The organism is Corallococcus sp. CA047B (genome assembly GCF_003612065.1).
Lineage (GTDB): Bacteria > Myxococcota > Myxococcia > Myxococcales > Myxococcaceae > Corallococcus > Corallococcus praedator.
On the sequence record NZ_RAWD01000277.1, the window covers coordinates 1 to 13,045 of the forward strand.

Below are 13,045 nucleotides of genomic sequence, written 5' to 3' on the forward strand. Positions count from 1 at the left end.
CACGCAGGCCCCCGCTCCCGCCGCGCCGTCCGGCCCGCGTCCCAACGCCGCCCGGGAAGAGCGCGTGCGCATGACGCCGCTGCGCAAGCGCGTCGCCGAGCGCCTGCTCCAGGCCCAGTCCAACGCCGCCCTGCTCACCACCTTCAACGAGGTGGACATGGGCGAGGTGATGGCGCTTCGCAAGAAGTACAACGAGAAGTTCCAGGCGAAGCACGGCGTGAAGCTCGGGTTCATGAGCTTCTTCATCCGCGCGTCGGTGGAGGCCCTCAAGGCGTTCCCGCAGATCAACGCGGAGATCGACGGCGAGGACGTCATCTTCAAGCACTACTACGACATCGGCGTGGCCGTGAGCGGCAGCCGCGGTCTGGTGGTGCCGGTGGTGCGCGACGCGAACAAGCTGTCGCTCGCGGAGCTGGAGAAGACGGTCGGTGACTACGGCGGCCGCGCCCGCAACGACAAGCTGACCCTGCCGGAGCTGCAGGGCGGCACGTTCACCATCACCAACGGCGGCATCTTCGGTTCCATGCTGTCCACGCCCATCCTGAACCCGCCGCAGACGGGCATCCTGGGAATGCACAACATCGTGGACCGCCCGGTGGCGCGCGACGGCCAGGTGGTCATCCGGCCCATCATGTACATCGCCCTCACGTACGACCACCGCCTGGTGGACGGCCGCGAAGCCGTTCAGTTCCTGGTGCGCGTGAAGGAGTGCATCGAGGACCCGGAGCGCCTGCTGCTCGACATCTGACCCACTCCTCCGCACATGGTTGTGCGGGGTGGGAAGACCGGCATTCCCCGTGGGCCGGCTGGACTTCCAGTCGGCCCTTTCACTACAAATAGGTCCGTCTCCCCGGTCGTCGGGCAGAACGGGCGGCCTCCCCCACGGCTGCCCTGCAAACGCAAGGAAGCGCAATGGCAACTGGCACCGTGAAGTGGTTCAACGACGCGAAGGGCTTCGGCTTCATCACCCAGGACGGCGGCGGCGAGGACGTGTTCTGCCACCACACCGCCATCAACATGGATGGGTTCCGCACGCTGGCCGAAGGCCAGAAGGTGGAGTTCGAAGTCACCAAGGGCCCCAAGGGCCTGCAGGCGCAGAACGTCCGCGCGGCGTGAAGTGACGCGTCGTCCTCAGCCATTCCTCACGGACTGGTTGAAATGAAGAGGCCCGGAACCCCACGGTAGGGGATCCGGGCCTCTGCCTTTTCAGGCCATGTCTGTCTTGGCTACTTCAGGTTCTGCTGGAAGTGCGCCATCACGCGCTCGTACTGGCGCTCCGTGACGAGCGGATCCGGCACCATGTGCGTGAGGCCGCTCAAAGGCAGCAACTGGTGCGGCTTGCCGGCGCGGAAGAGCGCGTCCGACAGCTTCAGCGTGTGGAAGAAGTAGACGTTGTCGTCCGCGGTGCCGTGCAAGAGCAGCAGCGCGCCAATGGGTGCGTCCTTCTTCGCGTACGTGAGCAGGCTGCTCACCTCATACGCCTGGGGCGACTCCTCCGGCAGGCCCAGGTAGCGCTCGGTGTAGTGCGTGTCGTAGTCGCGCCAGTCCACCACGGGGGCGCCGGACACGGCGGCCTTGAAGAAGTCCGGGCGCTTCAGCGCGGCCAGCGCGGCCATGTACCCGCCGAAGCTCCAGCCGGTGATGCCCACGCGCTTCAGGTCCATCTCCGGCACCTCCTTCGCCAGGGCCTGCACGGCTTCAATCTGGTCGTCCAGGGTGACGGTGGCGAAGTCGTGCTTCACCACGCGGTTCCATTCCGCGGTGCGCAGCGGCGTGCCGCGGCCGTCCACCTTGACGACGAGGAAGCCCTTGTCGGCCATCCACTGGCTGAGCAGGTGCGCGGCCATGGACTGGTGCACCACGGTGGTGGTGGGGCCGGCGTAGACCTCCACGATGACGGGCAGCTTGGTGCCGGGCTTGAAGTCGCGCGGCTTCACCAGCGACGTCCAGAACTTCTTCGGGCCCACCTGCCGCACCTCGAAGTTCGGCGTGAAGGAGGGCTCCTGCGCCACCTCCGGCAGCTCGCCCAGCTTCGTGCCGTCGCCCTTCATCACCAGCGTGCGCGGCATGCTCTTGGGGCCCTGGGTGCTCAGGACGAACAGGCCGCCGTTCTTGGACACCATGCCCATCTCCAGGCCCGGGCCGGTGTTGCCGGTGGCCACCTTCACCGGGGCGCCGCCGTCCTTCACGCGCCACAGGTGGCTCTCGGTGGGGTTGGGGTCACCGGAGAAGAACAGCGTCTTGTCCGACTGCACGAAGCGCGCGAGGTTGCGGAAGCCCGCGTCCGGCTTCACCACGGAGCGCTCCAGCTCGCCGTTCGCGCGGCGCAGCTCCACTTCCGGACCGCCGTTGCGCTCGGTGTACCAGAGGAAGCCGGAGCCATCCTCCAGCCACAGCGGGAAGTCCTGGTTCAGCTCCACCCACGCGCTGTCCTTCTCCGTGAGGAGCACGCGCGTCTTGCCGGTGGCGGGGTCCACCGCCAGCACCTGCTCCTCCGTCTGGAGGCGGTTCTGCACCAGCACCGTCAGCGGCCCGCCCTTGTCCCACTTCACGGTGGCCAGGTACGGGTACTTCTGCGCGTCCCACTGCGCCCACACCGTCTTGCCGCCGGTGACGGGCGTGATGCCCAGGCGCACCTTGGCGTTGGGCTTGCCGGGGCGCGGATAGGGGAAGACCTCTCCGCCCTTCTCCGGGTGCATCACGTCCACGATGGTGAGCTTCTCCACGTCGGCCGTGTCGGACTCCGTGTACGCGATGGACTTCGCGTCCGGGCTCCACCAGTAGCCGGAGAAGCGGCTCATCTCCTCCTGCGCCACGAACTCCGCCAGGCCGTGCGTCTTCTGCTCGGTGCCACCCTTGGTGACGGCCTTCTCCTGGTTGGAGGCCAGGTCCACGCGGTAGACGTCGTGCCCTCGGACGTAGGCCACCTGCTTGCCGTCCGGAGACAGGCGCGGGTCGATGACGCCGGGGCCCGTCTTCACCTCCGTGGACTTGCCGGTGGCGCGGTCCACCACGTAGAGGCGGCCGGACAGGGGCACCAGCAGGCGGGTGCCGTCCTCGGACAGGTTGTAGGAGGTGAAGCCCCGGGCGCTCACGCGCATGCGCTCGCGGCGGGCCTTCTCCTCGGGGGTCAGCGTCTCCTCGGTGCCCTTGAGGAGGGCTTCGGGCGTGAGCAGCTCGCGCGCCTGCCCGTTGGCCACGTCGAACGCGTAGAGCATCTGCACGTTGGACGTGGGGGAGGTGCGCAGGAAGAGCACGGACTGCTCATCCGGGGTGATGCGCACGCCCGTGGGACGGCCGCTCTGGAAGCGGCGCGTTTCGGCGTACTGGCGCAGGAAGAGGTCCGGCTGCTTTTGCGAAGGGGCCATGGCTTGGGGCTTCAGCTCCTGTGCGAGGGCGGGGGCGCTCATGAGGAGGAGCGCGGCGGTGAGGGCTTGACGCATGCGTAGTTGAATCCCCGCGCAGGGCGGGGCTCCTTTCGCGGGAAGATGCGCGCAAGCCTACACTCCGGCCGCCGCGCGGCCCTCCCAACGTCCGGCCTCCAAGAGGATTCCCACCCCATGCAGTCGGAAGATGACAACGCCTTGCGGCATCTGCGCCTCGCGGGCGTGGTGCGCCTGGGCCTGGGCGGAGGCCGGGGCCCCACGGACGCCTACGTGTTCGACCCGCACCGGCTCGCGCTGCCCGCGTGGGCCTGTGCCCTGGGCGACGTGGGCCCCCCTGCCCTCCTCGTGACGCTGGACCGGCACCTGGATGTGGTGGTGCCCGCGAAGCCGGCGGAGATGCCGGACCGCTCCGCGGGCCTGCGCGCGCTGGATGAGCACGCGCGCTGGCACCTGAACGTGCGCAACTACGACCACATCCTCGCGGCGATGGAGGCGAACCTCGTGGGGGACGCGTTGATCATCGCGCGCACGCGGCCCCGGGGCGCCTTCGCCGGGGACACCTACGTGGACACGCGGGGCCGTTCGCACCGGCTGGTGACGGTGACAACGGTGGACCGCGCGGCGGAGGCGTACCGGAACCCCGGCCCCACGGACCTCGTGCGCGACGTGCTGGAGGAGGCATCAAGCGTCCTGCTGGACGTGGACCTGGACTGCTTCACCAGCCTGAGCGACGCGGACCCCACCACGGTGCTGCCGTGGCCGAAGGCCATCATCCGCGAGTTCCTGCTGCCCTCCGATTCGGAGCCCTTCTGGGACGCGGTGCTGGGCAAGGCCGTCGCGCTGACGCTGGCGCGCGAGCCCCACCACTGCGGCGGGCTGCTCGCGTCCGGGGAGCTGTTCCGCGACGCGGCGGAGGTGCTCTTCCGGGAGCTGCTCCACGTCGAGCCGCCCTGAGCCCGCGGTTCAGGGCGAGTCGAGGAATGACGGCCGGTACTCGGTCACCTGCCCGCTGCTGAGCGACAGGCGGCTGCCCACGGGCGGCCGGTCCCCGTTGAGCACGTAGCCGAAGTCGATGCGGAACGGGAACACGTTGAACTGGGGGAACAGGATGCGCAGGCCCACGCCCACGGTGGTCACCATCTCGGGCCGGCGGTTGAAGGCGCTGCCCGAGTCGAGGAAGAACACCCCGCCCAGGTGCACCGTGCGCACGACGAGCGGCGCGGTGCGGTACTCCAGGTTCACGAGCAGCAGCCGCTTGCCGGAGTACGCATCCACCGCCGCGCCGCGCAGGCCGTTGCTGCCGCCCAGCAGGCTCACGCGCTCGGACAAATCATCGATGTTCACGTCCAGCAGGCCGCGCGCCACGAAGCGCCCTCCGAGCACTCGCGGCGACACCTGCACCAGCTCCGCCGCCCACCGCCGGTTGGTCCACCCCTCCTGGACGGTGTCCTCCTGGCCGCTGAACTGGCGGCGGATGGACGCGGCGGCGGACGCGGTGGTGAGCGCGTCGCCCCAGTGCACGCGGTAGCGCAGGGACAGGCCGCCTTCGGCGAAGTGCGCGGCGGAGGGGAACACGGGCGGTGCGTAGCGCAGCTTCGCCACCACCGAGTGCCCCAGCTGGAAGTCCTCCGACAGCGTGTACGAGTCCACGTTGCGGAGCACGTCGTAGCGGGCCTCGAAGGCGCTGAGGGAGACGTTCGCGTACCCCGCGTCCTCCTGGCGCGGCAGGTAGTTGCGCCGGAACCAGTCCGTCTGCGCGTCGCTGAGATTGGACGCCACCGGAGGGGCGTAGGCGTAGTGATAGGCGCCCGCGCCCAGGCCCACGTTCCACTTGTAGCGCTGGCCGTAGGAGCGCGTGTACGTGGAGCCCACGGCGACCTCGCGCGTGTTGTAGACGTACGGCACCGGGTCGCCATCCGGGAACGGCAACTGCCAGATGTCCGCGCCCCGGAACTGGCGCGCGGTCTCCACGTTCCACGCCACGGACGAGCTCAGGCTCCACGGTGTGGACAGCGAATACAGCGGACGGCTGACGGAGAGGCTTCCACGCGAACCTTCCGCGCGGCCCGTGTCGCGGTTGATCAGCACGGCGGCGGATTCGGAGAGCGACCAGCGGCTGCCCAGCACGCGCTGGTCGGTGTAGCTCTGCCCGAAGCTGAAGGTGTCCAGGCGGAGGATGAAGTCCACCGCCACCTTCTTGCCGCGCCCCAGGAAGTTCTGCTCCGTGCCCTGCAGACGCAGGTAGAGCAGCAGCGAGCCCACGGCGGAGAACTCGTTGTTGAGCCGCAGCGACCACAGGTCCTTGGTGACGAGCAGCAGCGCCACCTTGTCGGGGGCGCTGCCCTTCACCGGCACCGCGCGCACCACGGAGAAGAGGCCCAGCTTGCGCAGGTTGCGCACCGACTCCGCGACGAGCGCCGCCGAGTACGGTTGGCCCGGCGTCAGCAGCACTTCCTGCCGGACGATTTCGTCGCGGGTGCGGATGTGGAAGATGTTGAGCAGCGATGGGTACGGATCCATCGGCGCGACGACCTCCTCCGCGGCGACGACCACCTCCTCCAGCACCTTGCCCTCGGGGGCGGGCTCCACCTGGCGCTCGCGCGCCTCCATGCCCCAGGCGATGAGCGCGTCCTCGTAGTTCTTGTTCGCGTCCACCGTGGGAGGCGTGGGTGCGTCCGTGCCTTCCGGCCCCACGGGCACCTGCTCCGCGCGAGGCGGCGCGGGCACCTCCGCGTTCGACACGCCGGACGGTTCACCCTCCGGGGTCCGCACGGGCGCATCGAGGGAGGCCGCATCCTGGGGCCTGCCGGAGCCCGCACCTTCGGGCTGCTGCGGCGCCCATGGATCCGAGAGCTCGCCGGCCTGGGCAACGGAGTCACGCACCGACGGCGAGGACGCCCCGCCCGTCGCGACGAGGACGGTCAACACCAGGGCGGGCAGCGGAAGCGGCACGCGCGCATCCTGTCATGCGCCGCGCCCTCCGCCAGCCTCCCTCACTCCAGCGCGGTGCGGAGGTCTCCCGGCCGGGTCATGGGCAACTTCTCCCCCCGCGCGATGGCCGCCACGATGCGCGCCAGCTGATCCACCCCATCCGTCAGGGCCGCAGGCCCCGGCTGGAGGATGTACGAGCTGCGCACTTCATAGAGCTGGTCATCCACCACCGCCTGCACCCGGTCCCAGCCGGGCCGCGAAGCAATCTTGTCGCGCTTCGCCTTGCGCCCGCACCAGCTCGCGATGACGCCCTCCGGGTTCCTCCGGGCCACCTCCTCCGGCTCGAAGATGCGGCCCTTCGCCCCCTGCGACGCGCGCGACTCCTGGCACACGTCCTCCCCACCCACCACCTCCACCAGCTCCGAACACCAGCGGATGCCGGAGATGAGCGGCTCGTGCCACTCCTCGAAGAAGATGCGCGGCCGCTTCGGCAGCGACTGCGCCGCGTCCGAGTGACGCTCCAGGTTCTTCTCCAGCTCCACCGCCAGCGCCTCCGCCGCCTCCGCGCGCCCCACCAAGGCCCCGGTGAGCCGCACCGTCTGAAGAATCTCCGCGAGCGAGCGCTGGTTGAACAGGTACACGGGCACCCCGCGCTTGCACAGCTCCCGCCCGATGTCCGCCTGCAGGTCGCTGAAGCCCAGCACCAGATCCGGCTTCAGCTCCAGGATCCGCTCGAAGTTCGCGTCCAGGAACGAGCTGACCCGGGGCTTCTTGCGCGCCTCCGGAGGCCGCACCGTGAACCCCGACACGCCGACGACCAGCTCCCCCGCCCCGATGCGGTAGAGCACCTCCGTCGTCTCCTCCGTCATGCACACCACCCGCCGCGGGTAGCGCGGCGCCGACGACAACAGCGAGGACAGCTGGGCGTTCATGCCGGGGACCCTACCGCGCCCGCAGGGCCTCCACCCGGGATGACGCATCGCACCAGTGCCCCCCCTCTGTGCGCCAGCGGACGCTGATTTTCCTGATTTCCAAACGCTCCGGGCGGCACCAACACGGCAGGTGCGGGAGTGCAGGCGCGCGGCCGGGGCCGGAAACTCGGCGTCCCCTGGCATCCCGGATGGCGAGGGACGTCTCTTGGGCGGTTTTCCAAGGCGGTGCTAGCATCCTGCGCGGCCTTACCAACGTGCGCGGTCCTTCTCGTTTCCTGGGGGAACACATGATCGAAAGCGACGCCCCCCGAAAGGGCGCGCCTGCCGACGTGACGGATCCTCTGCTCGGGAGGGTCCTCAACGAACGTTTCCGCATCCTGGAGACGCTCGGGGCCGGCGGCATGGGCCGCGTCTACAAGGCCATGCAGGCCCCGTTGGACCGGCTCGTGGCCCTCAAGGTCCTCAACCCGCAGTACAGCGGCGAGGGCAAGGACCCCGGCTTCCAGAAGCGCTTCTTCCTGGAGGCCAGCGTCACGGCGAAGCTGCGCCACCCGAACACCGTCACCGTCATCGACTACGGGAAGACGGAAGACGGCATCTACTACATCGCCATGGAGTACCTGGAGGGGCTCACGCTGTCGCAGCTGCTCACCCAGGAAGGCCCGCTGCCGTGGGACCGCGCGCTGAGCATCGCGCAGCAGGTGGCGCGCTCGCTGCGCGAGGCCCACAAGGTCGGCCTCATCCACCGCGACCTCAAGCCCGCCAACGTGATGGTCCTCAACCAGGAGACCGACCACGACGTGGTGAAGGTGCTGGACTTCGGCCTGGTGAAGTCCTTCCTCGGCGACGCCAACATGAAGGAGGACACCACGCTCACGCAGGCGGGCGTCATCCTGGGCTCGCCGCAGTACATGGCGCCGGAGCAGGCGCGCAACATCGCGGATCCGCGCAGCGACGTGTACAGCCTGGGCGTCGTGCTCTATCAGATCCTGATGGGCCGCCCGCCCTTCCAGGCCGCGCAGAGCATCGACGTCATCGTCAAGCACATCAACGACCCGCCGCCCTCCTTCCACACCATCTGGCCCGACCACGGCGTCCCGCCGGAGGTGGAGACGCTGGTGATGAAGTGCTTGGCCAAGCGCCCGGTGGACCGCTACGCGTCCATGGACGCGGTGCTCCAGGGCATGCGCGCCGCGGCCTCCGCGTCCGGCGTCAGCGGCGTCTTCTCCAGCCCGCGCACCGGCCTCAACACGGTGGGCTCCGGCCCCCACAGCGGCCCGCACACGGGGCCGCACGCGATGGTGGGCTCCGGCCCCAACACCGTCGCGCTGGACATCTCCGTGGACGAGCAGTCCGCGCCGCAGAAGAAGTCCGGCAAGGGGCTGGGCATCGCGCTGTTCGGCGGCTGCGTGCTCTTGGGCATCGCCGCGGCGGCGGTGTTCGTGCTGCGCTCCACGCAGGCCCCGCCCCCGGTGGTGCAGACCTCGCCGCGGCCCGTGCCCGTGGCGCGCGCGCCCGTGGATGAAATCCCCCTGGAGCGCGAGCCGTCCACCGCGCCCGCGACGCCGCCCCCGGCCGCGCCCAAGCCCGTGCGCTTCCAGGTGGTCAGTGATCCCCCGGGCGCGGAGGTGACCGTCAACGGGACGGTGCGCGGCACCACGCCCATGGAGTTCGAACAGCCCCCGGACGGCTCGGGGCTGGCCTCCGTGGTGGTGTCGCTCGCGCTGGACGGCTACCAGCCCGTCAGCAAGAACTACGCGGACAACGCAGGGAAGACCGTCGCGGTCTCCATGAAGTTGACGCGCATCAAGAAGCAGGGACCGAAGCCGAAGGCTCCCGGTTCCGCGTACAAGGACGATCCGTACCAGTGACCATCCCGACAGTCTTTCGACGTGGGGCGCTCCTCGCGCTGTGTCTGTGCGCGACCGAGGCCCTGGCGGACGCACGCCTGGAAGCGCGCCGCCACTTCCGCAACGGCATGAACCTCATCGAGCAGAAGCAGTTCGATGAAGGCATCGCCGAGCTGGAAGAGGCCTACAAGATCAAGCCGCACCCCAGCGTCCTCTACAACATCGCCCGCGCGTACCAGGACGCGGGACGGCTGGACGAGGCGCTGGACGCCTTCAAGCGCTACCTCGCCTCCAATCCGCCGGACGCCACCAACGTGCAGGCCCAGGTGACGCGGCTGGAGGCCACGCAGCGGGCCGCCTCCGCGGAGGCCCCCGCCCCTGGCAGCACGTCCGGCACGCAGGACTCGACCCTGCCCATGCCCCCGCCGCCCCCCACGAGCATCCAGGCCCAGCAGCAGCTGGCCACGCTCATGGAGCGGCTGGAGAAGGCCGTCAACCGCGCGGAGTCGCTCGCGTCCGGCCAGCCCCAGCAGCCGCAGGCCACCGCCACCGCGTCCGGCCCCAAGGCCCCCAGCGGCAGCGCGGAGGCAGGCGACACGTCCGACCAGGGCCTCGTGCCGTACGAGGAACGCGTCGTGACGGCCAGCCGCCGCGCCCAGTCCTCGCTGGAAGCGCCCAACGCCACCACCGTCATCACGGCGGAGGACATCCGCCTGTCGGGCGCCACCACGCTGCCGGAACTCTTGCGCCGCGTGCCCGGCGCGGACGTGATGGCCATGGGCGTGGGCAGCTCCAACGTCAGCCTGCGCGGCTTCAACCAGCGACTGGCCAACAAGGTGCTGGTGCTGGTGGACGGCCGCACGGAGTACCAGGACTTCCTCGGCCTCACGCTGTGGGCGGGCCTGCCCGTGGGCCTGGAGGAGATCGACCGCATCGAGGTCATCCGCGGTCCGGGCAGCGCGCTGTACGGCGCCAACGCCATGCTGGGCGTCATCAACATCATCACCCAGGCCCCCGGCACCGGCCGGCGCGCGCGCTTCAGCGCCCTGGCCGGCGGTGGCAACACCGTGCAGGGCTCCTTCGTCAGCCACGGCCAGAACGGCGCCCTGCGCTACCGCGCGTCCGCCGCCTACCGTCAGGAGGACAAGTGGACGCTCGACTACGGCAGCGGCCGTCCGGACTTCGCCCTGACGGGGCCGGATCCGGAGGTCGGCCTCCGGGGCGCGCGCGGCAACCTCTCCACCGTCTATTCGTTCGCCGAAGGGCGCGCGGTCGGCCTGTCCGGCGGCGTGCACCGCTACACCACGGAGGCCTATCCGCTGGGCCTCTTGCGCAACTACTACATCGACGCGTTGGGCGCGTACGCCAAGGCGGATGTGGAGCTGGGCTCGGTGAAGCTCAAGGCCTTCTGGAACCACCTGTCCGGTGACGCGGGGCCGCAGTACGAGGCCATCGGGCAGCGCTCGCTGGCCACCACCGTCGAATCCAACGTCTTCAACGGCGAGGCGCTGTACGCCCGGGGCTTCGAGCTCGCGGGCGAGCACCAGGTGAACATCGGCGTGGAGGGCCGCCTGAAGCGCGTGGCCTTCGGCTACCTGGACGGGCTGCGCGAGGAGTTCCACGCGGCGGCCTTCATCCAGGACGAGTGGCGCATCGTGCAGCCCCTGCGCCTCGTCGTCAGCTACCGCGTGGACCGCCACCCGCTGCTCAACAAGGGCAACCCGGGCATCGCGCAGTCGCCGCGCCTGTCCGCCGTCTTCCAGCCCATTGAAGGCCATGCCTTCCGCGCGTCGGTGGCCACCGCCTTCCGCGAACCCACGTTCCTGGAGAGCTACACGCGGCTGCCCGTGCCCGTGCCGGGCGTCAACGGCGTCAGCGTGCTGACCACCGGCAACCGCGAGCTGCGGCCTGAACGCCTCAACGCCCTGGAGCTGGGCTGGCGCGGTGAGTCCCCCCGGCTGGGCCTGGACTGGGACGTGGCCCTCTACCAGAACACGGTGAAGGACCTCATCGGCCTGTCCGCCGTGCAGCGGCTGCCCGCGGGCGAGTCCTACGACAGCGGCAGCGGCAGCTACCTGGTGGGCCGCTCGCTGTTCACCAACGAGAACGCCATCTACACCGCGCGCGGCGTGGAGGCGGGCCTGAGCCTCTCCCCCATCGACGGCCTGGGCATCAAGGCGAGCGCCGCGCTCCAGAACGTCACCTCCGACCTGCCGGAAGAAGGGTGCGGCCCGTGCAGCCAGGCACCGGGCTTCAAGGTGTTCGGCGGCATCACGTACCGCACGCGCGCGGACCTGGAGTTCGGCATCGACGCGGCCTTCACGTCCTCCTCCACCTGGGTGGAGCGCGAGCCCGCCGCCAACGACCCGACGCGCGTGGAACTCCTGTCCAACAACCTGCCCGCGTACGCGGTCGTCAACGCCCGCGTGGGCTACGAGGTGGTGAAGGACCTTGCGTCCGTGTCGCTGATGGGCAGCCAGCTCGGCGGCACCCACGCGGAGCACCCCTTCGGCAACCGCATCGAGCGGCGCGTGTTCGCCAACCTCACGGTGACCCCATGAAGCGCGCCCCTTGCTCCCCCGTCACTCGCGGACTCTTCGCCGTCGCGTTCGCGTCATTGCTCTGCCTGGGCTGCGAGTCCCCGGAGGTGAAGCCCACCGCGGATGGCCGGCAGAACACGCGCGCCGCGCGCATCGAGGGCAGCCTCGTCGTCCAGTCGCGTGCCCGGGGCAACGCGGTGGTGTTCCTCTACCACGCGGACACCCCGCCCCCGCCACAGGGCTCCGGCCGTCCGCTGGCCTTCACCATCATCCCCGCGGAGGAGCTGTTCGGCCCGGCCCTGGGTGACAACGCCCCGGGTCCGTTCACCGCGCCGTTCGCGCTGAGCCTGGTGCAGCCGGGCCGCTACGTGCTGCGCGGCTTCATCGACGCGGACACCTGCCGCTTCGTGCCGCAGCCCTGCCACGTGTCCGACTTCAACCCCTGGTACGGCGTCACGTCCGAACCCAACGCGGGGGACGTGGGCGGCGGCAGCGTGGATCCCACCAACGGCGCCACGCGCGTCCTGGAGGTGACCACGGACGCGGACGGCTGGCCCGTGCCGCTCACCGGCGTGAGCGTGTCCTTCGCGGACTCGGCCACGGTGCCGTTCGACCGGCCCGCCTTCCAGGTCGCCGAAGGCCGCGAGTTCGACACCGCGTCGACCTCCGTGAAGGTGCTGACGCTCACGCCGCAGCAGTTCACCGGCGCGGTGGATCAGCGGCCGCCGGGCTTCTGGGTGCAGTTCGTGGACGCCAACCGCGACGGCGTCCCGGACGACGCCAACAACGACGGCATCCCGGACTTCTGGCCCCGCGTGGTGGTGCGCAAGCTGGCGGACGACGTGCCAGGAATCGTGGACGAGAACGACCTGAACCGCGACGGCGTCGTGGACGAAGAGGGCGTGGACTACGCGCGCGTCTCCGGCGGCAAGGACGGCAAGCCGGACGTGGTGGTGCTGGCGGCCGGCCTGGTGCCTGACCCCCTCCTCGCTGCCCTGAGGGACGAGCAGGGCAATCCCCGGCCGGCCCCCGTGTTCGTTCCCCAGCTCCGGGTGGGCATCCAGAACCGCGCCCTGGACGCGCGCGACCCCGCCGCGCCCGCGCCGCTCTCACCCGTGCCCCCGGGTCGCTACAGCGTCACCCTGGTGCAGTCCACGGGACAGACGTGGCGTGTGCCCAACGAGTTGGATCCGACCCTCGCGGACGCCGCGGGGCTGCCAGGCGCGCAGTCCCAGTCCTTCGTGTTGGAGGTTCGTTGAAGCTTTCACGGGGCCCCTGAAATCTCGGCCGGGGGCCCGGCGTTGCTTTGACTTCGCAGGGCCCATCCGCGACCATGGGGTCGTGCAGCCGGAGGCGCTTTCCCCTCCCGAGGTTTTGATTCCGATGAAGGCCGGCCCCCTCTCCGC

The 13,045-nt window shown here is 70.2% G+C and carries 9 protein-coding genes; 6 read left to right on the forward strand and 3 right to left on the reverse strand.

Annotation, left to right across the window (positions count from 1 at the left end; translation table 11 throughout):
* Together sucB and D7X74_RS31845 are read left to right on the forward strand one after the other, a co-directional pair.
* A partial coding sequence (gene sucB, locus D7X74_RS31840) for a dihydrolipoyllysine-residue succinyltransferase (protein ID WP_120536779.1) occupies window positions 1-748 on the forward strand: 748 nt, incomplete at its 5' end.
* A 164-nt stretch (window positions 749-912) separates the two neighbouring features.
* Window positions 913-1,116: a cold-shock protein gene (locus D7X74_RS31845; protein WP_014397260.1), complete on the forward strand. Its 204-nt coding sequence runs from the start codon at window positions 913-915 to the stop codon at window positions 1,114-1,116.
* Window positions 1,117-1,226: 110 nt separating this feature from the next.
* On the opposite strand, the gene D7X74_RS31850 is transcribed toward D7X74_RS31845, so the two are convergent.
* Window positions 1,227-3,443, reverse strand: a complete 2,217-nt coding sequence (locus D7X74_RS31850; protein ID WP_120536780.1) for a S9 family peptidase — start codon at window positions 3,441-3,443, stop codon at window positions 1,227-1,229.
* A gap of 117 nt (window positions 3,444-3,560) precedes the next feature.
* Here D7X74_RS31850 and D7X74_RS31855 point away from each other — a divergent pair, with 117 nt between their 5' ends.
* Complete coding sequence (locus D7X74_RS31855; protein ID WP_120536781.1) at window positions 3,561-4,340, forward strand: UPF0489 family protein; 780 nt, start codon at window positions 3,561-3,563, stop codon at window positions 4,338-4,340.
* Between the two features lie 9 nt (window positions 4,341-4,349).
* Here D7X74_RS31855 and D7X74_RS31860 read toward each other — a convergent pair whose 3' ends face one another.
* The gene (locus D7X74_RS31860) at window positions 4,350-6,338 is read right to left on the reverse strand and encodes a BamA/TamA family outer membrane protein (protein WP_370450826.1); all 1,989 of its coding nucleotides are present in this window, start codon (window positions 6,336-6,338) and stop codon (window positions 4,350-4,352) included.
* A gap of 41 nt (window positions 6,339-6,379) precedes the next feature.
* Window positions 6,380-7,249 carry an ABC transporter substrate-binding protein gene (locus tag D7X74_RS31865; protein ID WP_120536782.1) on the reverse strand — a complete coding sequence of 290 codons (870 nt, stop codon included), beginning with the start codon at window positions 7,247-7,249 and terminating at the stop codon, window positions 6,380-6,382.
* Window positions 7,250-7,536: 287 nt separating this feature from the next.
* Here D7X74_RS31865 and D7X74_RS31870 point away from each other — a divergent pair, with 287 nt between their 5' ends.
* Genes D7X74_RS31870 through D7X74_RS31880 form a run of 3 tightly spaced genes read left to right on the forward strand, consistent with a single transcriptional unit; the run spans window position 7,537 to window position 12,898 of the window.
* Window positions 7,537-9,120, forward strand: coding sequence for a serine/threonine-protein kinase (locus D7X74_RS31870; protein WP_120536783.1), 1,584 nt, complete (start codon window positions 7,537-7,539; stop codon window positions 9,118-9,120).
* Window positions 9,117-11,660 carry a TonB-dependent receptor domain-containing protein gene (locus D7X74_RS31875; protein WP_120536784.1) on the forward strand — a complete coding sequence of 848 codons (2,544 nt, stop codon included), beginning with the start codon at window positions 9,117-9,119 and terminating at the stop codon, window positions 11,658-11,660. Before D7X74_RS31870 ends, D7X74_RS31875 begins: the two co-directional genes overlap by 4 nt.
* Window positions 11,657-12,898 (forward strand): hypothetical protein, encoded by a 1,242-nt coding sequence (locus D7X74_RS31880; protein ID WP_120536785.1) that lies wholly within the window; start codon window positions 11,657-11,659, stop codon window positions 12,896-12,898. The genes D7X74_RS31875 and D7X74_RS31880 overlap by 4 nt, the downstream gene beginning before the upstream one ends.
* The last annotated feature ends 147 nt before the right edge of the window (window positions 12,899-13,045 follow it).

Bases quoted from the DNA above. Each gene is read 5' to 3' on its own strand.
- D7X74_RS31850 (WP_120536780.1), bottom strand. From the start codon at position 3,443: ATGCGTCAAGCCCTCACCGCCGCGCTCCTCCTCATGAGCGCCCCCGCC.
- D7X74_RS31845 (WP_014397260.1), top strand. From the start codon at position 913: ATGGCAACTGGCACCGTGAAGTGGTTCAACGACGCGAAGGGCTTCGGC.
- D7X74_RS31865 (WP_120536782.1), bottom strand. From the start codon at position 7,249: ATGAACGCCCAGCTGTCCTCGCTGTTGTCGTCGGCGCCGCGCTACCCG.
- D7X74_RS31855 (WP_120536781.1), top strand. From the start codon at position 3,561: ATGCAGTCGGAAGATGACAACGCCTTGCGGCATCTGCGCCTCGCGGGC.
- D7X74_RS31880 (WP_120536785.1), top strand. From the start codon at position 11,657: ATGAAGCGCGCCCCTTGCTCCCCCGTCACTCGCGGACTCTTCGCCGTC.
- D7X74_RS31870 (WP_120536783.1), top strand. From the start codon at position 7,537: ATGATCGAAAGCGACGCCCCCCGAAAGGGCGCGCCTGCCGACGTGACG.